General features: G+C 55.7%; 23 protein-coding genes and 5 tRNA genes. 10 read left to right on the plus strand and 18 right to left on the minus strand.

Translation table 11 applies throughout. The features are described from left to right. Positions 1-4 precede the first annotated feature (4 nt). The 18 genes from secE to RB2501_RS14575 all read right to left on the minus strand — a co-directional run bounded on the left by secE (position 5) and on the right by RB2501_RS14575 (position 11,092). Positions 5-193, minus strand: coding sequence for a preprotein translocase subunit SecE (gene secE / locus RB2501_RS14490; RefSeq protein ID WP_015755617.1), 189 nt, complete (start codon positions 191-193; stop codon positions 5-7). A 57-nt stretch (positions 194-250) separates the two neighbouring features. Beyond that, positions 251-323, minus strand: a tRNA-Trp gene (locus tag RB2501_RS14495). A 77-nt stretch (positions 324-400) separates the two neighbouring features. Continuing rightward, positions 401-1,588, minus strand: coding sequence for an elongation factor Tu (tuf, locus tag RB2501_RS14500; RefSeq protein WP_015755618.1), 1,188 nt, complete (start codon positions 1,586-1,588; stop codon positions 401-403). A gap of 156 nt (positions 1,589-1,744) precedes the next feature. Beyond that, positions 1,745-1,816 (minus strand) — tRNA-Thr (locus RB2501_RS14505). A gap of 90 nt (positions 1,817-1,906) precedes the next feature. Continuing rightward, positions 1,907-1,979: transfer RNA gene (locus RB2501_RS14510), tRNA-Gly, on the minus strand. Between the two features lie 289 nt (positions 1,980-2,268). Next, positions 2,269-2,351 (minus strand) — tRNA-Tyr (locus tag RB2501_RS14515). Positions 2,352-2,377: 26 nt separating this feature from the next. After that, positions 2,378-2,451 (minus strand) — tRNA-Thr (locus RB2501_RS14520). A gap of 87 nt (positions 2,452-2,538) precedes the next feature. Continuing rightward, positions 2,539-2,856 (minus strand): ribosome hibernation-promoting factor, HPF/YfiA family, encoded by a 318-nt coding sequence (hpf, locus tag RB2501_RS14525; RefSeq protein WP_041327308.1) that lies wholly within the window; start codon positions 2,854-2,856, stop codon positions 2,539-2,541. A 21-nt stretch (positions 2,857-2,877) separates the two neighbouring features. After that, a complete protein-coding gene (locus tag RB2501_RS14530) occupies positions 2,878-3,771 on the minus strand; it encodes a tyrosine-type recombinase/integrase (protein WP_015755620.1) in 894 nt (297 codons plus the stop codon). 84 nt (positions 3,772-3,855) lie between these two features. Further along, entirely contained in the window at positions 3,856-4,050 is a 195-nt protein-coding gene (gene rpsU, locus RB2501_RS14535) for a 30S ribosomal protein S21 (RefSeq protein ID WP_015755621.1), read from the minus strand. Positions 4,051-4,118: 68 nt separating this feature from the next. After that, positions 4,119-5,258 (minus strand): acyl-CoA dehydrogenase family protein, encoded by a 1,140-nt coding sequence (locus RB2501_RS14540; protein ID WP_041327912.1) that lies wholly within the window; start codon positions 5,256-5,258, stop codon positions 4,119-4,121. Positions 5,259-5,288: 30 nt separating this feature from the next. Continuing rightward, a complete protein-coding gene (locus tag RB2501_RS15900; protein ID WP_015755623.1) occupies positions 5,289-6,023 on the minus strand; it encodes a ComEA family DNA-binding protein in 735 nt (244 codons plus the stop codon). A 28-nt stretch (positions 6,024-6,051) separates the two neighbouring features. Beyond that, positions 6,052-8,118, minus strand: coding sequence for an amino acid carrier protein (locus RB2501_RS14550; protein ID WP_015755624.1), 2,067 nt, complete (start codon positions 8,116-8,118; stop codon positions 6,052-6,054). A gap of 91 nt (positions 8,119-8,209) precedes the next feature. After that, on the minus strand, positions 8,210-9,220 hold the full coding sequence (locus RB2501_RS14555; RefSeq protein ID WP_015755625.1) for a potassium channel family protein: 1,011 nt from the start codon (positions 9,218-9,220) through the stop codon (positions 8,210-8,212). A gap of 2 nt (positions 9,221-9,222) precedes the next feature. Then, positions 9,223-9,450 carry a PspC domain-containing protein gene (locus tag RB2501_RS14560; protein ID WP_015755626.1) on the minus strand — a complete coding sequence of 76 codons (228 nt, stop codon included), beginning with the start codon at positions 9,448-9,450 and terminating at the stop codon, positions 9,223-9,225. Positions 9,451-9,477: 27 nt separating this feature from the next. Next, positions 9,478-9,789: a rhodanese-like domain-containing protein gene (locus RB2501_RS14565; protein WP_041327914.1), complete on the minus strand. Its 312-nt coding sequence runs from the start codon at positions 9,787-9,789 to the stop codon at positions 9,478-9,480. Between the two features lie 141 nt (positions 9,790-9,930). Beyond that, positions 9,931-10,536 (minus strand): thioredoxin family protein, encoded by a 606-nt coding sequence (locus RB2501_RS14570; RefSeq protein ID WP_015755628.1) that lies wholly within the window; start codon positions 10,534-10,536, stop codon positions 9,931-9,933. Between the two features lie 10 nt (positions 10,537-10,546). Next, entirely contained in the window at positions 10,547-11,092 is a 546-nt protein-coding gene (locus RB2501_RS14575; RefSeq protein ID WP_148214397.1) for a TlpA family protein disulfide reductase, read from the minus strand. Between the two features lie 132 nt (positions 11,093-11,224). On the opposite strand from RB2501_RS14575, the gene RB2501_RS14580 reads away from it, so the two are divergent. The 10 genes from RB2501_RS14580 to trpA all read left to right on the plus strand — a co-directional run bounded on the left by RB2501_RS14580 (position 11,225) and on the right by trpA (position 19,680). Continuing rightward, a complete protein-coding gene (locus RB2501_RS14580) occupies positions 11,225-11,671 on the plus strand; it encodes a MarR family winged helix-turn-helix transcriptional regulator (RefSeq protein ID WP_015755630.1) in 447 nt (148 codons plus the stop codon). 4 nt (positions 11,672-11,675) lie between these two features. Then, positions 11,676-12,332, plus strand: coding sequence for an NAD(P)H-dependent oxidoreductase (locus tag RB2501_RS14585; protein ID WP_015755631.1), 657 nt, complete (start codon positions 11,676-11,678; stop codon positions 12,330-12,332). Positions 12,333-12,379: 47 nt separating this feature from the next. Beyond that, positions 12,380-12,970: a YceI family protein gene (locus RB2501_RS14590; protein WP_015755632.1), complete on the plus strand. Its 591-nt coding sequence runs from the start codon at positions 12,380-12,382 to the stop codon at positions 12,968-12,970. A gap of 259 nt (positions 12,971-13,229) precedes the next feature. Further along, a complete protein-coding gene (locus RB2501_RS14595) occupies positions 13,230-14,627 on the plus strand; it encodes an anthranilate synthase component I family protein (RefSeq protein WP_015755633.1) in 1,398 nt (465 codons plus the stop codon). A 1-nt stretch (position 14,628) separates the two neighbouring features. Next, positions 14,629-15,198, plus strand: a complete 570-nt coding sequence (locus RB2501_RS14600) for an anthranilate synthase component II (RefSeq protein ID WP_015755634.1) — start codon at positions 14,629-14,631, stop codon at positions 15,196-15,198. Next, positions 15,195-16,196 (plus strand): anthranilate phosphoribosyltransferase, encoded by a 1,002-nt coding sequence (gene trpD / locus RB2501_RS14605; RefSeq protein WP_015755635.1) that lies wholly within the window; start codon positions 15,195-15,197, stop codon positions 16,194-16,196. Before RB2501_RS14600 ends, trpD begins: the two co-directional genes overlap by 4 nt. Then, positions 16,193-16,978: an indole-3-glycerol phosphate synthase TrpC gene (gene trpC / locus RB2501_RS14610; RefSeq protein ID WP_015755636.1), complete on the plus strand. Its 786-nt coding sequence runs from the start codon at positions 16,193-16,195 to the stop codon at positions 16,976-16,978. Before trpD ends, trpC begins: the two co-directional genes overlap by 4 nt. Continuing rightward, a complete protein-coding gene (locus RB2501_RS14615) occupies positions 16,975-17,637 on the plus strand; it encodes a phosphoribosylanthranilate isomerase (RefSeq protein ID WP_015755637.1) in 663 nt (220 codons plus the stop codon). The genes trpC and RB2501_RS14615 overlap by 4 nt, the downstream gene beginning before the upstream one ends. Before the next feature lie 50 nt (positions 17,638-17,687). Continuing rightward, positions 17,688-18,881 (plus strand): tryptophan synthase subunit beta, encoded by a 1,194-nt coding sequence (gene trpB, locus RB2501_RS14620; RefSeq protein ID WP_015755638.1) that lies wholly within the window; start codon positions 17,688-17,690, stop codon positions 18,879-18,881. Between the two features lie 10 nt (positions 18,882-18,891). Further along, a complete protein-coding gene (gene trpA, locus RB2501_RS14625) occupies positions 18,892-19,680 on the plus strand; it encodes a tryptophan synthase subunit alpha (RefSeq protein WP_015755639.1) in 789 nt (262 codons plus the stop codon). Positions 19,681-19,776 lie beyond the last annotated feature (96 nt).

The raw sequence follows: 19,776 nt of genomic DNA on the forward strand, positions 1-19,776 counted from the left end.
CCGCTTATCCGATTAATGCGTTAAAATACAACTGGATGAGTTTTGAAAACAGGGAATCCACACCCCAGGTCGCCAGGGCAAACAGAATGGAAAAGACCGCTACGATCACCATCAGGTTAGACGCCTCCGCCCGCGAGGGCAGGGTTACCTGGTGCCTTAATTCATGATAGGATTCCTTAAAATATGTCAACATCGCTGGTTGTATTTTATTCCTGAAGACCCGCTCCCTGCGGGACCTTCCGTTGCTCTGCACGGGAGGAGAGACTCGAACTCCCGACACCTGGTTTTGGAGACCAGTGCTCTACCAACTGAGCTACACCCGTATTTACAGTGAAAGGGATCCGTCCCGATTCGTTATCAGGACGGGACCCCTCACTGCCTTTCCTAAGCCTTTTGGGGCTTAATCCAGAATCTTGGTTACCTGGCCGGCACCGACAGTACGACCTCCTTCGCGGATGGCGAAGCGCAGCCCCACGTTCAGGGCGATCGGCTGGATCAGGTCTACAGTGATGGTCAGGTTATCCCCCGGCATCACCATTTCAACGCCGTCAGGCAGGTTGATGGTTCCGGTAACGTCCGTTGTCCGTACGTAGAACTGAGGACGGTAGTTGTTGTGGAACGGCGTGTGACGTCCACCTTCTTCTTTTTTCAGGATATAGACTTCCGCTTCGAACTTGGCGTGCGGAGTAACAGATCCCGGCTTGCAGATTACCATTCCGCGCTTGATATCTTTTTTCTCGATACCGCGCAGCAGGATACCTACGTTGTCACCGGCTTCCCCGCGGTCGAGGATCTTGCGGAACATCTCAACACCTGTAATGGTAGAGGACAGTTTTTCAGCGCCCATACCGATGATGTCAACCGCGTCTCCTGTACTGGCAACACCAGTCTCGATACGGCCTGTAGCAACAGTTCCACGTCCGGTAATGGTGAATACGTCTTCAACGGGCATCAGGAAATCCTTGTCCACATCGCGCTGGGGCAGCTCGATCCACTCGTCTACAGCCTTCATCAGCTCCATTACGGTGTCCACCCACTTTTGCTCGCCATTCAGGGCGCCCAGGGCAGAACCGGAAATAACCGGGCTGTTGTCGCCGTCGTACTCGTAGAAGGAAAGCAGCTCGCGCACTTCCATTTCAACGAGCTCCAGCAGCTCCTCGTCGTCCACCATGTCTACCTTGTTCAGGAAGACAACGATGCGCGGGATACCAACCTGGCGGCCGAGCAGGATGTGCTCGCGGGTCTGGGGCATCGGACCGTCTGTAGCAGCAACTACCAGGATAGCGCCGTCCATCTGGGCAGCACCCGTAACCATGTTCTTTACGTAATCCGCGTGACCCGGACAGTCAACGTGGGCGTAGTGACGGTTTTCGGTCTGGTATTCTACGTGAGAAGTGTTGATGGTAATACCACGTTCTTTTTCCTCGGGAGCGTTATCGATGGAGTCGAAGCTCCGAATGTCAGAGAGGCCAGCGTTTGCCAGTACGGTAGTAATGGCGGCTGTCAGCGTAGTTTTACCGTGGTCGACGTGTCCAATCGTACCGATATTCAAGTGCGGTTTGGAACGGTCAAATGTTTCCTTAGCCATTGTTAGTGATTTTAATCTTAGTTTATATTAGTGTAACTGTTCTAAACGCGTCCGGCCCGCCATCCCCAAACTCCCTGCCGGTAAACGGCAATTGGAAATCGGTTCGATCAGGGCTCCGAAAGCGGGTGATCCGGCCACCGGGGCCATATTTCTTTGAGCCAACGACGGGAATTGAACCCGTGACCTCTTCCTTACCAAGGAAACGCTCTACCCCTGAGCTACGTCGGCTGGTTGGCGCAAGGTTCAGGGGGCGACATCACCGAAAACCTTTCGGAAATCGATCGGCCCAAGCACCGCAAACGCTTGCCCAAGGTCTTGAGCGGGAGACCGGGTTCGAACCGGCGACATTCAGCTTGGAAGGCTGACGCTCTACCAACTGAGCTACTCCCGCAATAATTTAATCTCAATATGTCAATTCGCGAGGATTACCTCGCTGCGCTCGGTTCCGGTTAAACCTAAAACCATTTTTAGTAGCGTTTCGGTTGTCTCCGGATTACCGCCACCGGTTTCCCGGTGTCGGTGATCCTGGTTCGGGGAACCGGTCCGAACGTTTGCAGAACGTCCGGTGGACGTTTTGCAGTGAGGAGCCAGCTGGTGCGCTGGCCTCATCCTCTTATATAAGAACTCAATGAACGCTAATCAAAAGCGAGCTCTTGACACCCACTTTAAGAATTTCTTTGTGGGGAGAGCAGGATTCGAACCTGCGAAGGTGAAAACCAACAGATTTACAGTCTGTCCTCGTTGGCCGCTTGAGTATCTCCCCGAACCCTAGAAATTTAAGAACTTACGAGCCGATGGAGGGACTCGAACCCACGACCCCGAGATTACAAATCACGTGCTCTAGCCAGCTGAGCTACATCGGCTTAATGGGCCTTTTTTAAGCATAAAAAAGTCCGCTATTTCTAACGGACTGCAAATGTAGATAATTATTTATTTAATCAAAACTATATTTATAAAAATTTTAGGGAGGAATACGCCCTGGGTTTGCGCTTCTTTTTGACCAGTTTCCGCTCCAGGGAACTGCAGGCAGAATCGACTGCTTCCTCAAAGGATTTACACTGCTTTTTCACGACGAAGGTATCTTTGGGAACCTGCATTTTAATCTCTGCAACCTTGTTCTCCTTTTCGCTGATGTTCTCCACCTTCAGAAACACCTCGGCCCGGATGACCCGGTCGTAAAATTGTTCGAGTTTGTCGAGCCGGCGCTGGGTGAATTCCAACAGTTTACCATCGGCGTTAAAATTGACGGATTGTGTGGTCACATGCATACGCGTTGATTTTGATGGTTCTTACTTTGTTTTGTTCCTCGGGTGCGAAGTACCGTGGATCCGTTTCAGCTCGGCAATGCTATTGTGCGTATAAACCTGCGTGGAGGCCAGTGAAGAGTGTCCCAAAAGTTCCTTGACGGAATTCATATCGGCTCCCTGGTTTAGTAGATGAGTAGCGAAGGTATGCCTGAGGATGTGCGGGCTCCTTTTGGACTTCGCGGATACCATACTAAGGTATCTATTTATAATTCTATAAACAAGATTTTCATATAATTTATTGCCCCTGGAAGTGAGGAAGAGATGCGGTTCCGAACCGGATTTGAAGTGGGCGCCCCTGAGCTCCAGGTAGGCCCGGATTTCACGTACAATCCCCGGTAGGAGCGGCAGGATACGCTCCTTGTCCCGCTTCCCGGTAACCCGCAGCGTCCCCTGTTCCAGGTCTACGTCCCCGAGCTTTAATCCAATGAGTTCGGCCCGACGCATCCCCGTGGTATAGAGGAGTTCCACAACCAGTTTGTCCCGATGGGCCTCATACCCTTCCGATGGCTCCCATTCGCCCAGCAGGCCCTCCATTTCCGACTCGCTGAAGGGGATTTCCACCCGGCGCGGGATTTTCAACGGTTTGTGGGCGGCCAGCGGGCTCGCGTCAATGCGGCCCTGCCGAAGCTGGTATTTATAATAGGATTTCAGGGAGGCTACCTTCCGGTTCACCGACCGGTTGTTCAGGCCGGATTCCATCAGGTGGATGATCCAGCTGCGGATCACGGGGTACGGCTGGTCCGCCAGGGCAAATTCCCCCTGTTCCTCCCGGCAGTATTCCGAAAATGCATCCAGGTCGGCCAGGTAGGCCTTCACCGTATGGGCGGCATACTTCTTTTCCAGGGTCAGGTATTTGGCAAACGCCTCCAGGGACATGGATTAAAGATACGAAAGGGGCGGGTACAAAAAAACGACCCGGGCCAAATGGTCCGGGTCGCGATATTGCTTGCTGAGTGGATCCTAGTATTCTTCCTGGTCCCTCAGACTTTGGATATATTCTGCCTTGAGCACTTGCTGGCGGCGTTCTACCGAAGGCTTGGTAAACTGCTGCCGCTTCCGCAGCTGGCGCATGGTACCGGTCCGGTCGAATTTCCGCTTAAAGCGCTTGAGCGCTCGGTCGATATTTTCTCCTTCTTTTACAGGTATAATTAACATGGGCTACAACCTCCTTTCTTTTGGGATTCGGGCTGCAAATATACAGCCATTCCCCGGAAACTTCCTAGTTATTTTAAAAGATTCTTTGAGATGACCACTTTCTGTATCTCCGTAGTCCCCTCCCCGATGGTGCACAGTTTGGCATCCCGGTAGAATTTTTCCACGGGAAATTCACGAATATACCCGTATCCCCCATGGATTTGCACCGCCTCGTTAGCCACCCGCACACACACTTCCGAAGCGTACATCTTGGCCATGGCGCTCTGTTGGGTTACCGGTTTACCCGCATTTTTCAAAAACCCCGCTTTGTGGACCATCAATTCAGCCGCCTCGATTTCCGTGGCCATCTCAGCGAGTTTGAAGGAGATACCCTGGAATGCGCTGATGGGCTTGCCGAACTGCACGCGTTCCTTGGAGTATTTCAGGGATGCCTCAAAGGCTCCTTTGGCAACTCCCAGGGAGAGTGCCCCGATGGAGATGCGGCCTCCGTCCAGGACCTTCATGGACTGGATAAAGCCTTCCCCTACCGGCCCGAGCCGGTTGCCGTCCGGGATGCGGCAATCCTCAAAAATCAATTCGGCGGTTTCACTGGCGCGCATGCCGAGCTTATCCTCTTTCTTGCCGCTGGAGAATCCCGGGGTACCCTTTTCCACCACAAAAGCCGTCATGCCCCGGCTGTCTCCTTTCTCCCCGGTCCGGGCAATGATTACCGCCACATCGCCGCTGATCCCGTGGGTGATAAAATTTTTGGCACCATTGAGAACCCAGTGGTCACCGTCCTTTTTAGCCGTGGTATTCATCCCGCCGGCGTCCGACCCTGTGTTGTGCTCGGTCAGGCCCCAGGCACCGATCCATTCGGCAGTGGCTAATTTAGGAATCCAGCGCTGCTTTTGCTCTTCGTCCCCAAAAAGCAATATATGGTTCGTGCAGAGCGAATTGTGGGCGGCCACGGACAGGCCGATACCCGGGTCCACCTTCGAGATTTCCTCGATAATGGCGATGTATTCGTGGTACCCCATCCCGGAGCCCCCCAGGGCTACCGGTACCAGCACCCCCATAAATCCGTATTCCCCGGCTTTCTTGAAAACCTCCACGGGAAACGTCTGGGAAGCATCCCATTCCATTACGTGGGGACGGATGAACTGTTCCGCAAAATCCCGCGCAGATTCGGCCACCATACGCTGGGTTTCGGAATATTCAAAATTCACACTATCAGTGGATTCGGCGATCATAGCAATTCATTGTTTTTCAAGGGACAAATATAACGCTATTCTCTCAATTCGCCCGCCTGGAATACTGCCGATCTCCCGGAGCTCCTCCAGGGATTCGTAGGGACCCAGGGTATTTCGGCGGGCCACGATATCCCGGGCCATTTGCCAGTCCAGGTACACCAGTGCAGCCAGTTCCTCAACGGTGGCATCGTTGATATCTATGCGTTGTACCGGCGGGGGTTGCACCACCCGGAACTGCAGGGCGGCACGCCTGGCTACCTCCGGGGGGAGCCCGTATACGTCGTAGAGCTGCCCGGCGTGCTGGAAGCCGCCAAGGGCATCTCGGAACTTTACGATCCGGGCAGAAAGGACCGGACCAATCCCGCGGACGGCCTGCAAATCCGATGCGCTGGCCTGGTTCAGGTCCCGGAAAGGGTTGGGTTTTGCCTCGTCCCGGCCCGGCGGGCGGACCCGGAGGGTGGAGGTGTCTGAATGGGGTACCCGTACTGCGGAGGCGTCCGGATGGCGTTGCCGGCCCGCAAAGGATTCCGGCTTACCGGACTTTTGATCGGAAACCGGAGTAACCGGGGTGTCAGGGATCCAGGTAAAAGTAGTGTCGGGTCCTGCAGCGACCGGATGCCCGCTCCCCCACCCGGGCGCCGAGCGACGCAAGCATTCCAGCAGTAACATCAGGCACAGGAAATAAAAAATCCCACTCCGGATGCGTTGGTTGCCTCTGAAGTGGGATTCGGGTCGCCTCATCCGCCAAAAATACGGATGGGGCCTGCCCCTATTCTGCAGTCTGCTTCCGGAAAAGCTGGTTATTCTTGAGTTTCGTCATGTACTCCCGCAGGTCTACCCGTACCTCGCCGGACATGATATACAAGCCGATGATGTTCGGGAAGGACATGGCCAGGATCATCATATCCGAGAAATCGAGTACCGCACCCAGGCTCACAGACGCCCCGATTACGACAAATACCAGGAAAAGGGATTTGTAGACCATCTCGGATTTCTTGCTCTTGCCGAAGAGGAACGTCCAGGCCCGCATACCGTAGTAGGACCATGAAATCATCGTGGAAAAGGCAAAGAGGAATACCGCGATGCCCAATACATACGGGAACCAGGAAATCTGGCTGCCAAAGGCATCGGACGTAAGTTGGGCGCCGGCCATGCCCTCCACCTCGTGCATCCCGGTAAAAATCAGGACGAGTGCCGTCAGCGTACAAACCACCACTGTATCGATAAACGGTTCGAGCAGGGCCACAAAGCCCTCAGAGGGCGGATGGTTGGTTTTTGCGGCGCTGTGCGCGATGGCAGCCGACCCCACACCGGCTTCATTGGAGAATGCCGCCCGCTGGAAACCGACCACCAGCACGCCGATGATCCCCCCCTTGAGGGCTCCCGGGTTAAATGCGCCGTCCACGATGGCGGAAAAAGCCGGTCCGATATTTTGTATGTTCATGATAATGACCGCGAGGGCGGCAACCACATAGATAGTCGCCATGAGGGGGACCACCTTGCCGGTTACCTTGGCGATGCTCCGGATTCCCCCGATGATCACGACCCCTACCAGGATGGCCGTAACCACACCGAACCAGAAGCCGTTCCCCTGAAGGACCGAGAATTGCCCGGCCAGTTGTTCAAAAGACTGATTGGCCTGGAACATATTCCCCCCGCCAAAGGAAGCGCCTACTGCCAGGACGGCAAATACCACGGCCAGCACCCTTCCGAGGCCTTTGAGGTTCCTTTTTTCCAGCCCGTACCGCAGATAGTTCATCGGCCCGCCGAAGACCCTCCCGTCCGGGAGGATGTCCCGGTATTTCACGCCCAGGGTGCACTCCACAAATTTCGAGGACATCCCGAGCAGCCCGCAGATAATCATCCAAAAAGTCGCCCCTGCCCCACCGAGGGATACGGCAACGGCTACACCTGCGATATTTCCAAGCCCGACAGTACCGGACACCGCGGTCGCCAGTGCCTGGAAATGCGTAACCTGCCCGGGGGCATTCGGGTCGTCGTATTTGCCGCGTGCCAGGGCCAGGGAATGCCGGAAGCCGCGGATGTTGATAAAGCCCATGCGGATGGTGAAGAAGGTGGCCCCCAGTACGAGCCAGATTACGATAAACGGAATGCCATTGGTAATCGGGTCGCCGTTCGGGTGTGCAATTACCACGGGCTCGTCGTATTCCACCTGGGCCAGGTAATGGGCCCCCTGCTCGATGATGTGTTCCGGGTTGTCCGGGTTGTAGATTACCTTCCCTTCGTCCACCAGGTGTTTCAGTGAACCGGAGGCGTTAGCCGAAATGGTCTGGTCCGGCCCGTTATCCCGGGATATAACCGCTATGGGGTCTCCATTTCGGACTTGCTCCCCTTCTGCCTTCAGCCACTCTTTAAGGACGTACCGGTCGGTTACGTCTGGCGACCAGCCGGGGATGCCGATATTCTTGACGTCGGCATATACCACCGGGTCGTACAGGCCGAGAGCGGCGAACGGATCCCAGAAAAGCACGGATCCCAGGGCGTTGACCGCCGGTGTCATCGTGCCGTTGAATACTTCCGTGATCGCCTCGGTGGGGACGGTGTATTCCGCGGTTGCCGAGTTCCCCTGCGAATCCGTTACGACCACGGAGTAAGGCACGCCTTCGGTGAGCCCTGTAGACCGGTCCGAGGTAAGCGGGGTCTCCTGGTTGCTCCACCGGTAGGTGTACGGCGCCGTACCACCGGAAACGGTTACCCGGATGACCCCGTCGTTGATATTGGATGACGGGTTGTTGATGGTCCCCCGGAGTTCGAGTTCCTGGGCGGTTATCCCCAGGGATGTCATGCAGATCAGGAGGGAAAGTAAATACTTCATATTCGGTAGGGTGAGTTAGTGTGGTTTGAATTTTTCGGACCGCGGCAATATCCTAAAAATTAGGATGCCGTCCAAATATTATCCCCGGGGTTCAGCCGATGTGAAACATCTCGTTGAGCTTGCGGATCTGTTCCGGACGGCCCAATACGATGACCTTGCTCTTGGGTTGCAAGGGGAGGTCCGCTTCCGGGTTGATGATATAGTTGCCATCGGGTTCGATATACCCGATAATCGTACATCCCGTTTTCCGCCTGAGGTCCAAATCGCGAAGCGTATTGCATTCCACCTGGTTGCGAAAATCCTCAATCCCGACTTCTTCCAGGTTTGTCGTGTGCTCGCCTTCCATGGAAAGCTGGTCCATGAAGGTAATCAGGTCCGGCAGCACCACCAGGGATGCCATGTGATCTCCGCCGATCTTGTCCGGCATGATCACCTTGTCAGCGCCTGCCAGTTGCAGTTTTTTGACCGAGGAAATCTGCGAGGCGCGGCTGATGATGGTGAGGTCCGGGTTCAACTGGCGGGCCGAAAGGACCACAAACAGGTTGGCCGCGTCGTCCGGGAGGGTGGTAATCAGGTACCGGGCGCGTTCCACCCCGGCCTCCTGCAGCACCTCGTCCTCGTTGGCATCCCCTTCCTGGAACAGGATGTCGTCCGTTTCGTACTTCTCGATAATGGTTGGATCCCGCTCCACTACGACAAAGGGCTGTTTGTAATTCTGCAGCCGCTGCGCGGCCTGGGAGCCGTTCCGTCCGTACCCGCAGATGATCACATGGCGCTCAAGTGCATCGATTCGCTGTTTCACTTTTTTCTTCTTTAGGATTTGAAGGGAATTTCTCCCGAGGATATACTCGGTAATCACTGAGATCGCAAAGGCAAAGATAAAGACGCTCGATACGATCAGGATAACCGTAAAGAGTCGTGCCTCCGTATCCAGCGGGCGCACCTCCTGAAAGCCCACCGTGGTCACGGTGATGATGGTCATGTACAGGGACTCGCTCCAATTGAACCCGGCGACGTAACGATACCCGAACAGCCCGAATAGCAGCACGAGGAGCATCAGCGTCAGCGCCAGGTAAATCTTGGACCGGAAGAGCTTCAGCATAGTCAGAGGTCAAATACGGAGGTTCGTTTGGTGTACACCAGATCCTTGATCCTCAGCCAGAATGCGAGGAAGAGATAGAGGGCAAATCCAAAGCCCAGCGTAACAAACGTCAGGTAAATAAACGAGGTCCGGACCACCCGGGTACGGATGCCCAGGCGCTCGGCTATGCGGCGGCAGACTTCAAATCCCCGCTTTTGGAAATAATACAGTGCCGTGTAAAAAAGGTTCACATGCTAAAAATAGCACATTCCGAACAATTATTCGGTTACCTCCCCGTCCCACTCGAGCATCCCCCCTACCAGGTTGTAGGTACGCTCAAAGCCCTTGCTTTGCATCAGGGAGCAGGCCTGGCCGCTGCGGTTCCCGGAACGGCAGTACACGTAATAACTTTTGGATTTATCCAGTTTTTCCACTTCGTCCAGGAACCCCTGTCCGCGGTATATATCGATCTGGATGGCCCCGGGGATGTACCCCTCCTCCATCTCTTCGTCGGTCCGGACATCCAGGATGACGGCATCCGGGTCGGATTCCAATTGTTCCCTCCAGTCTTCTTGGGTAAGGTCTGCCATACGGTGTTTTCTGTTTTTGGAGTCGCGCATTCCAGAAAACCGGGGCGCGCGAATTCCCGGCAAAAATACGGATTTTGGACCAAATGCCCGCCGGGTCGCCCGAAACTGCCTCCGGGCTCCGTGCGGCTACCTCAACTATTCTCAGGCCTTGATGCTGCACCCGATTGCCCGGGTGGTTTCAGTTGGCACGGGTTGTCCGTTGAGCAGGGCGTCCACGGCAGCTTCCACGTAGGGCGTTTCCACGGCCGAGGCATCCCGGTAATTGTCGTCGACGGCTCCGATATAGCGTACAATATGGTCGGAACCGCTGCGCTCCAGCAAAAAGACGTGGGGGGTGCGGGTGGCCCCGTAAAGCGGGTAGATTTCCTGTTCCTCGTCGAGCAGGTAGGGAAAGGAGAAGCCTTTTTCCTTTGCCCGCAGGGCCATCTTTTCAAAGCTGTCCCCGGGTTGTATCTCCGGGTTATTCGGGTTGATGGCAATCACGGGGAAACCCCGGTTCGCATACTTCGCATTCAACGCCTCGATCCGATCCTCGTAGGCCTGGGCATACGGGCAGGTGTTGCAAGTGAACACAACGATAAAGCCCTTAGCCTCCGGGTAATCGCTGAGGCTGACGCGATCGCCGCCAACGGCGGGCAGTTCAAAATCCGTGGCCTTGTCCCCTACGGAATATCCCTGTGATAATACTTCCTGGAGCGGAAAGAGGAGCAAGCCAAATAAAACGAGAAGGTGTTGCAGTGTTTTCATGCTATTTGATTTAATCGTTTAAAAAAGATTGAACGACCGACTCGAGTTGTGGGCCGTCAAATGTTTGTTCGTAGAATTCGCGGCGGTTTGCGGAATAGATCAGGGTGGCCGGGATGGCGCCGGACCATTCCTGAGAAACCCGGGGGATCCAGTCGTTTTGCCGGGGGTCGTCCAGGACCACCACCGGGCTTTCGATTCCCCGTTTTTCAATAAAGGCCGGCAGACGCTTTTCCCACATGGAAGGCATATCCAGGCTCACCAGGGTAACCTCCACGCCCCGGTCGGCATATTCCCGGCGGATTTTTTCAAAAAAGGGAAGTTCCGCAATACAGGGGGCACACCAGGTGGCCCAGAAATTGATGATCCGGACCTGGGTGCCTTCCTGATGGAATAACGGCTCCAACTCCTCAAAGGCCAGCACGGGAATCGGTCCGGATACCGTTTCTACAGTTGTCTTGGGGGATCCTGTCAACCAGCTGAAATCTCCCTGTTGGGCATACAGCTTACCTGTAAGTAACATGGGTATCAGCAGAGGCAATAAACGCAGATGTACCATACCGAATTTGATTCCCTTAAAATTAACCACAGGGTCTCCCCCCTATGGAACGTTTAACAAAATTTTAGCTTGCCGCAGGTTGGAGTCCTTTGATTTATGTTATATATTTGTATATACAAATGTTGTAGTGACATGAATGTAGAAGCAATTATCAAAACGGCTACCCTTCCGCCCCGGCGGCGCACCATGATCCACCTGATGCTCGTGAACAACCGGATTGGCGAGGCCATGGCACAGACATTGAAACCATTCGGCCTGTCCATGCAGCAATTCAACGTGCTGCGAATCCTGCGGGGTCAAAAGGGGCAGCCGGCCAATATGCGCACACTCAATGAGCGGATGGTTTCCAAGATGAGCAATACCACCCGTTTGGTCGATAAATTAATCGCCAAAGGCCTGGTAAGGCGCAATGTCTGCCCGGAAAACCGACGCAAGGTGGAAATATTCCTGACCGATACGGGGAAGGAACAGCTGGAGGACATGTCCGCAGCTGTAGACGCCCAGGAGCACGCGCTGATGGAGAACTTCTCGGATGATGATCTGCGCCGTTTAAATGAATTGTTGGACTTAATAAAATAAAACCATGCAAACCAGCACACAGACAGAAATAGAAACTTATCTCGATTCGCTGAACTGGCGTTATGCCACCAAGGAATTCGACCGGGATGCAAAACTCCCGGAACCCGTCCTGGAAGGATTGCTGGAGGCGGTTCGCCTCAGCGCTTCCTCCTATGGGTTGCAACCCTATGAAATTCAGGTAGTCTCCGATCCGGAAGTCCGTCAAAAATTGCGCGCCGCCGGCTGGGACCAGTCACAGATTACGGATGCTTCCCATCTTCTGGTCTTTACATACAAAACGGATTTCGGCCCGGAACTGGTAGAAAGCTATATCGACCGGGTATCAGAAACCCGGGGTGTCGAAAAGGCCAAACTAAATGGCTACTCAGACTTTATGAAGTCGAAACTCATGGACCTGCCCCGGGAACAAAAATCCAACTGGACGGCCCGTCAGGCGTACATCGCCGTGGGCAACCTGCTTTCAGCTGCAGCTGTGGCCCAGGTAGACGCCTGCCCCATGGAAGGCTTTGACCCGGTAAAGGTGGACGAAATCCTGGACCTTGGATCGCGCAACCTGAGCGCCGCAGCCCTGGTGGCCCTGGGCTACCGGTCCGAATCGGACGCTACCCAGCATCAGAACAAGGTTAGGCGTACCCGACAAGAACTTTTTACACACATTTAATCAATTTATTAACAACTATTTATTATCTCAAAAACAGAAACAACACCATGAAAAAGAACCTTTTTGCCCTGACCCTGGCTGTGGTTACCACTACAGCTACATTAGCCACAGAACCCGCAGCCGACGAGACCAAAACCGTCGATGCAAAGGCGAGCACCGTTACCTGGAAAGCCTACAAGGTAACCGGTTCCCACACCGGGACCGTTGCCCTGAAGTCCGGTTCCCTCATTTTTGACGGGGACAAGCTTACCGGAGGCGAATTCCAGGTAGACATGACCACGCTGACTGCAACGGACCTCGAGGGGGAATACCGGGATAAGCTCGTCGGGCACCTGAAGTCCGATGATTTCTTCTCAACGGAGAAATACAACACCTCAAAACTGGTTTTCACCCAGGTAAAATCTACCGGGAAAAACTCCTATGAGGTAACCGGGAACCTCACCATCAAGGGCATCACCAACCCCGTGACCTTTGACCTGTCCGTCTACGGAAGCAAGGCTACTGCCAATGTAAAGGTAGACCGGGCGGCGTATGATATCCGCTACGGATCCGGCAGTTTCTTCGACAACCTGGGCGACAAGACCATTTACGACGAGTTCGACCTGGTCGTCGACCTGGAATTCGCAACAGCGAGCTAATATGCAGGACGAGCACATGCAGTTTAAAATAACTGACTGATAAACGCCGGGGTCCGCTCCGGCGTTTTTTTTGAAACGGGGTTTGACAATACCGAATTCCTTTCTATATTTGACTCCGATGAAAACATTGATTACAACAAACTGGTGGTGGGTATCTGATCGCGGAACGTCGTGACCTGAGCCCCCCTGTGTTTGTCCACCATACCTAAGGCTTGTCTGTCACGACAGGCCTTTTTTAATTTTTGTCAACAAGCTCAATATGGCATACGAACTCCATACACACCACAAGAAAATCCTCGCGGACACCCTGACGCCGGTGAGCGTCTACCTGAAGGTACGCGACCGGTTCCCGGGCAGCCTCCTGCTGGAGAGCAGCGACTACCACGCCAACGACAATTCGTTTTCCTATATCTGCTGCAACCCGATTGCCTCCATCCGGGTACAGCACGAGACGATCTTCCTGGAATACCCGGACGGGAAACGCGAACAGCGCCCCGTGGGCCCGGATACGGATATCCCGATGGAAATACATGCATTTGCGGCCCGCTTCCGGGCGGAGTCTTCAAATTTCAAGTTCATCAACAACGGGTTGTTCGGCTACATGGCCTATGACGCCGTCCGCTATTTTGAGGATATTTCCATTGGCAGGAAACCGGATTCCCCGGATATCCCCGATATCTACTACGCGGTTTACCGCAACATCATCGCCTTTGACCACTTCAAAAACGAAGCCTACCTGTTTGCCCATTCCCACGACGGGAAAAACAATATACCCGAATTGGAACAGCTACTGGCCGTACAGACCTTTGCTTCGTACTCCTTCCGCAAGGAAGGCGAACGGCAAACAAACCTGGAGGATGCCGAATACCTGGAGCAGGTGGAACTCGCCCGCAAGCACTGCGGCCGGGGAGACGTATTCCAGCTGGTCCTCTCCCGGCGTTTCGCCCAGGGTTTCAAGGGGGATGAATTCAACGTGTACCGGGCCCTGAGGTCCATCAATCCCTCCCCCTACCTGTTCTACTTTGACTACGGGAGTTTCAAGATATTCGGCAGTTCCCCGGAAGCCCAACTGGTCGTAGGGGATGGCAAGGCGGAAATCCACCCGATCGCCGGGACGTTCAAACGCACCGGGAACGACGAGGAAGATGCCCAATTGGCCCGGGAGCTCGCGGCCGACGACAAGGAGAACAGCGAACACGTCATGCTCGTGGACCTCGCCAGGAACGACCTGAGCCGCAACGGGAATACCGTGCAGGTGGAAACCTACCGGGAAGTCCAGTATTTCTCCCATGTCATCCACCTGGTTTCCAAGGTTACCGGGCGCAAGAAACCGGAAATCCCGACGATGAAGGTGGTTGCCGACACCTTCCCGGCGGGGACGCTCAGCGGCGCGCCCAAGCACCGGGCGATGCAGTTGATTGAACAGTACGAAAAAACAAGCCGGACCTACTACGGGGGGGCCATCGGATTCATGGCCTTTGACGGCGATTTTAACCACGCCATCATGATCCGGACCTTCCTGAGCCGGAACCACACGCTGTATTTCCAGGCCGGGGCCGGGCTGGTCGCGGCCTCGGACCCGGAGGCGGAACTCCAGGAGACCTACAACAAACTCGGGGCCCTGAACCAGGCACTCGAAATCGCCGAAAACCTCTGATATGAAAAAGGTACTGGTAATCGATAATTACGACAGCTTCACTTACAACCTGGTCCACTATCTGGAAGACCTCGATTGCGAGGTACACGTGTGGCGGAACGACAAGTTCGACCTGGAGGATGCCGGGGCTTTTCACCATATTGTCCTGTCTCCCGGGCCGGGGATACCGGATGAGGCCGGGTTGCTCAAGCCGCTCATCGAGAAATATGCCCCCACCCGGCGTATTTTCGGGGTCTGCCTCGGACAACAGGCTATTGCGGAGGTCTTCGGCGGCAAGCTCATTAACCTGGACCGGGTTTACCACGGGGTGGCCTCCCCTATCGATATTACGGTCCCGGACAGCTTGTATCGGGGCATGCCCGCCAGCATCGAGGTTGGCCGCTACCACTCCTGGGTGGTGGACCCGGACCTGCCCGATTCCCTGGAGGCAACCGCCTTTGACGGGAATGGACAACTCATGTCGCTCCGGCACAAAACCTATGACGTGCGCGCCGTGCAATACCACCCGGAATCCGTGTTGACGCCCAGGGGCAAAGATATCCTCTCCAACTGGTTAAATTCTGAAGCATGAAAGAGACACTGAACAAACTCATCGAACACCGGATGCTGGAGCGGGCCGAAGCCCGCCAGGTCCTTGTGGACATTGCCGGGGGGCAGTATAACACAAGCCAGATTGCAGCCTTCCTGACCGTGTTTATGATGCGGAGCATCCGCACGGAAGAACTCGAAGGTTTCCGGGACGCCCTCCTGGAACTCTGCCATAAGGTCGACCTGGGCGGACATGAGCCCATCGACCTCTGCGGCACCGGGGGGGACGGCAAGAACACCTTCAACATCTCCACCCTGGCCTCCTTCGTAACGGCAGGTGCCGGGATTCCGGTGGCCAAACACGGGAATTACGGGGTGTCCTCCCAATGCGGCAGCAGCAACGTCCTGGAATTTTTGGGCGTTCGCTTCAGCAACGAGCAGGACTTCTTAAGGCGTTGCCTGGACCGGGCGGGGATCTGTATTCTCCACGCCCCGCTTTTCCACCCGGCCATGAAAAACGTGGCACCCATCCGGAGGGAACTCGGGGTGAAGACCTTTTTCAATATGCTGGGGCCCATGGTCAACCCGGCATTCCCGAAATACCAGATGGTTGGGGTGTTTAACCTGGAACTCGCCCGGATGTACGGCTACCTGTACCAGAATACGGACAGGACGTTCAGCATCCTGCACGCCCTGGATGGGTATGACGAGATTTCCCTGACGGGCCCGGCCAAGGTAATCCGCAACGAAAGCGAGGAATTGCTCTACCCGGAAGACCTCGGGCTGCGGGCCCTGGAGGCGGAGTCCATTTACGGGGGGGAGAGCATCGAAGAGGCGGCAGGGATCTTCCTCCAGGTACTCCAGGGCCGTGGGAGCGAGGCACAACAATCCGTAGTCTGCGCCAACGCGGCAGTCGCGATTTCCACGGTGGAGGGCGGATCGATGACCGCCGCCTACGAGAAAGCCACAGAATCCCTCAAGAGCGGGAAAGCCCTTGAAGCCCTGAGGGAATTACAGGAACTAAGCCGGATTGCGCCATGAATATCCTGGACCGAATTGCAGCGACCAAGCGGGAGGAAATTGCCCTGAAACAACTGGTGGTGCCCGAAGCCCGGCTTCGGGATTCCGCCCTGATGCAGCGGGAACCGGCTTCCATGAAAGCCTCCCTCTCCGCCCGGAGTTACGGTATCATCGCCGAGCACAAGCGCAGGTCGCCCTCCCGTGCGGTAATCAACCAGGCGCTCACCGTCCAGCAGGTGGTCCGGGGCTATACGGCAGGAGGAGCCGGTGCGGTTTCCGTACTGACGGACGGGACCTATTTCGGCGGGTCCCTGGAAGACCTGTTGCTGGCCCGGGCCGTAACGGACCTGCCCCTGCTTCGCAAGGAATTTATCCTGGAGCCCTACCAGGTACTCGAGGCGCGGGCCCACGGAGCAGATGCCATCCTGTTGATAGCCGCCCTGCTGGAACCCGGCCAAATCGAAGCCCTCGCCGGCCAGGCGCGGGAACTGGGCATGGAGGTCCTCCTCGAGGTACACGACCGGGAGGAACTGGACAAATCCCCCCTGGGCTCGGCCGATATGATCGGGGTCAACAACCGCAACCTGAAAACCTTTGAAGTAGACCTGGCCACCAGCCACAGCCTGGCGGGCCTCATCCCGGACACGGCCCTGCGCATTACCGAAAGCGGCCTGGGGAAGCCCGGGGAGCTGCGGGAGCTGCGGGATTCCGGTTACCGGGGGTTTTTGATGGGGGAATCTTTCATGAAACAGGACGACCCGGGCAAGGCACTTAAAGCATTTCTCAAAACCCTGGAAGCATGAAACTCAAAGTCTGCGGCATGAAGGAGAATACCGGCGAAATCGCCCGGCTGGAACCCGATTACCTGGGATTCATTTTCTGGAAGGGATCGTCCCGGTATTTCGACGGGGAACCTCCCGGTACGGCGGCTAAAAGCCCCAGGCGCGTGGGGGTGTTCGTCGATGCAGACCCGTCCGATATCCTGCAGCGTACCCGCGATTTTGACCTGACATACATCCAGTTGCACGGCTCGGAAACCGCCGGGTACTGCAGCAGGCTGAACGCATATCTGAAGGACGCATTGGCCCAACCTCCTGGTCTGATCAAGGCCTTTGCCGTGGGGGGCGATTTTGACTTCAAACCCCTGGAGGCGTACCGCCCGAGCTGCGAATATTTCCTTTTCGACAGCCGCGGACCCCTGCCTGGCGGCAATGGCACAGTCTTTAACTGGGAGATCCTGCGGGGATACCCCTTTGATACCCCGTTCTTCCTGAGCGGCGGCATCGGACCGGATTCCCTGGAAGCGCTTGAGGCGTTCGCCGCATCTGCCGCCGGTGCGCATTGCCATGCCATTGATGTAAATAGTAAATTTGAAATCGCCCCGGGAAAAAAAGATGCAGGGAAAATTAAGCGATTTATGGCGGCCAGCCCGTGGCTTTGGCAAGGCAGCGCCGGACAGTGAAAACAACGGCCAGTTGCCTTCTCGCAAATGGCAAATAAAATTGCAAGAAATTGGAAACAAGTAAATACAAAGTAGATGCACAAGGGTTTTACGGGGAGTTTGGCGGCGCCTTTATCCCCGAGATGCTCTACCCGAATGTGGAAGAATTACGGGAGAATTACCTGCCCATCATCGAATCGGAGGAATTTCAGTCCGAATTCCGGAAGCTGCTTCGGGACTACGTGGGAAGGCCTACCCCCCTCTACCTGGCCCGTCGTCTCTCCAGCACGTACAAAGCCCGGATCTACCTCAAGCGGGAAGACCTTTGCCACACCGGGGCCCATAAAGTAAACAACACCATCGGACAGATCCTGCTGGCAAAAAAACTGGGAAAAAAACGGATCATTGCGGAAACCGGGGCCGGCCAGCACGGCGTGGCGACGGCTACCGTCTGCGCCCTGATGGGGCTGCCCTGCGTGGTCTATATGGGCGAAGTGGATATTGCCCGGCAGGCGCCCAACGTAGCCCGGATGAAACTGCTGGGGGCCGAGGTACGGCCGGCTCGATCGGGAAGCCGCACCCTCAAGGACGCCACCAATGAAGCCATTCGGGATTGGATCAACAACCCTGTGGATACGCATTACATCATCGGGTCCGTAGTGGGGCCGCACCCCTACCCGGATATGGTAACCCGCCTGCAGGCAGTCATCTCGGAGGAAATACAATCTCAATTGCAGGAGGCCGAGGGACGCCCGGACCCGGATTACCTGATTGCCTGCGTAGGCGGCGGCAGCAATGCGGCTGGCACCTATTACCATTACCTGGACAGGGAGCACGTCCGGATCATCGCAGCAGAAGCAGCCGGGAAGGGGGTGGAAACGGGCGAAAGCGCCGCTACATCCGCCCTGGGCCGGCCTGGCATCATCCACGCGAGCAAGACTTTGCTAATGCAGACGGACGACGGCCAGATTACCGAACCCTATTCCATCTCGGCAGGCCTGGATTACCCGGGTGTGGGCCCCCTCCATGCCCACCTCTTCCAAACCGGACGGGCCCGCTTTATCCCCGTCACCGACGACCAGGCCATGGAAGCCGGTCGTGAACTCGCCCGGCTGGAAGGCATCATCCCGGCAATCGAAACCTCCCATGCCCTGGCAGTCCTCTCCCAGGGCGCTGTCCCGGAAGGATCCCTGGTAGTGATCAACCTCTCCGGAAGGGGTGACAAAGACCTGCAAACATATATCGACCATTTTAAGCTCGCCTAATACCCCCTACATGAAAACCGCATTACCACACGTATCCGACAGGCTGAAAAGCACCCTGGAAAAACCGGGGAAACTCGTCTCCATCTATTTTACGGCCGGATACCCCGAGCTCGGGGATACCGTCCCGATCCTGCGGGAATTGCAGGCAGCCGGGGCCGATATCGTCGAAATCGGGCTGCCATTCAGCGACCCGCTGGCGGATGGGCCCACCATACAGGAAAGCTCCACGGCAGCTTTAAAAAACGGCATGCACACGGCCCGCCTGTTTGAACAGCTGCGGGGTATCCGGGAAGAAATCCACATCCCGTTGATCCTGATGGGATATTTCAACCCGGTGCTGCAATTCGGGGTGGAGGCGTTTTGCCAAAAATGCCAGGAGGTGGGTATCGACGGGTTGATTTTGCCGGATCTGCCCCTGGAGATCTACCAACGGGATTACCAGCCTTACTTTGAAGCCGCCGGTTTGAGCATGGTGTTTCTGATCAGCCCGCAGACCTCTGAAAAACGGATCCGTCAAATCGACGCGGCTTCCGGCAGTTTCATCTATATGGTGAGCTCGGCGAGCACCACCGGGGTCCAGGACAGTTTCGGCTCGGGGCAACAAGCCTATTTTAACCGGATTGCCGGCATGAACCTCAGCTGCCCGCAATTGGTGGGCTTCGGTATCAGCGACGCCGGGAGTTTCCGGGCTGCCACGCAAAAGGCAAAAGGCGCGATCATCGGATCGGCATTTATCCGGCTCCTCACCGAGAAGGGGATTCCGGGTATCCGCGATTTTGTGAAAGGGTTGAGGGGGTAACCGGGATCTTCGGCCAACCCGGGCGGAATGGGTGGTCCAAACGTGCGGTTATTTGTCGCACTTGTGGTAAATTGAACCCGCCATACCCTTAAAACG

The organism is Robiginitalea biformata HTCC2501 (genome assembly GCF_000024125.1).
GTDB classification, from domain to species: Bacteria; Bacteroidota; Bacteroidia; order Flavobacteriales; family Flavobacteriaceae; genus Robiginitalea; species Robiginitalea biformata.

Excerpts from the sequence above, each read along its gene's own strand:
- secE (WP_015755617.1), bottom strand. The coding sequence starts at position 193 with ATGTTGACATATTTTAAGGAATCCTATCATGAATTAAGGCACCAGGTA.
- tuf (WP_015755618.1), bottom strand. The coding sequence starts at position 1,588 with ATGGCTAAGGAAACATTTGACCGTTCCAAACCGCACTTGAATATCGGT.
- hpf (WP_041327308.1), bottom strand. The coding sequence starts at position 2,856 with ATGCATGTGACCACACAATCCGTCAATTTTAACGCCGATGGTAAACTG.
- RB2501_RS14530 (WP_015755620.1), bottom strand. The coding sequence starts at position 3,771 with ATGTCCCTGGAGGCGTTTGCCAAATACCTGACCCTGGAAAAGAAGTAT.
- rpsU (WP_015755621.1), bottom strand. The coding sequence starts at position 4,050 with ATGTTAATTATACCTGTAAAAGAAGGAGAAAATATCGACCGAGCGCTC.
- RB2501_RS15900 (WP_015755623.1), bottom strand. The coding sequence starts at position 6,023 with ATGAGGCGACCCGAATCCCACTTCAGAGGCAACCAACGCATCCGGAGT.
- RB2501_RS14550 (WP_015755624.1), bottom strand. The coding sequence starts at position 8,118 with ATGAAGTATTTACTTTCCCTCCTGATCTGCATGACATCCCTGGGGATA.
- RB2501_RS14555 (WP_015755625.1), bottom strand. The coding sequence starts at position 9,220 with ATGCTGAAGCTCTTCCGGTCCAAGATTTACCTGGCGCTGACGCTGATG.
- RB2501_RS14565 (WP_041327914.1), bottom strand. The coding sequence starts at position 9,789 with ATGGCAGACCTTACCCAAGAAGACTGGAGGGAACAATTGGAATCCGAC.
- RB2501_RS14570 (WP_015755628.1), bottom strand. The coding sequence starts at position 10,536 with ATGAAAACACTGCAACACCTTCTCGTTTTATTTGGCTTGCTCCTCTTT.
- RB2501_RS14575 (WP_148214397.1), bottom strand. The coding sequence starts at position 11,092 with ATGGTACATCTGCGTTTATTGCCTCTGCTGATACCCATGTTACTTACA.
- RB2501_RS14580 (WP_015755630.1), top strand. The coding sequence starts at position 11,225 with ATGAATGTAGAAGCAATTATCAAAACGGCTACCCTTCCGCCCCGGCGG.
- RB2501_RS14585 (WP_015755631.1), top strand. The coding sequence starts at position 11,676 with ATGCAAACCAGCACACAGACAGAAATAGAAACTTATCTCGATTCGCTG.
- RB2501_RS14590 (WP_015755632.1), top strand. The coding sequence starts at position 12,380 with ATGAAAAAGAACCTTTTTGCCCTGACCCTGGCTGTGGTTACCACTACA.
- RB2501_RS14595 (WP_015755633.1), top strand. The coding sequence starts at position 13,230 with ATGGCATACGAACTCCATACACACCACAAGAAAATCCTCGCGGACACC.
- RB2501_RS14600 (WP_015755634.1), top strand. The coding sequence starts at position 14,629 with ATGAAAAAGGTACTGGTAATCGATAATTACGACAGCTTCACTTACAAC.
- trpD (WP_015755635.1), top strand. The coding sequence starts at position 15,195 with ATGAAAGAGACACTGAACAAACTCATCGAACACCGGATGCTGGAGCGG.
- trpC (WP_015755636.1), top strand. The coding sequence starts at position 16,193 with ATGAATATCCTGGACCGAATTGCAGCGACCAAGCGGGAGGAAATTGCC.
- RB2501_RS14615 (WP_015755637.1), top strand. The coding sequence starts at position 16,975 with ATGAAACTCAAAGTCTGCGGCATGAAGGAGAATACCGGCGAAATCGCC.
- trpA (WP_015755639.1), top strand. The coding sequence starts at position 18,892 with ATGAAAACCGCATTACCACACGTATCCGACAGGCTGAAAAGCACCCTG.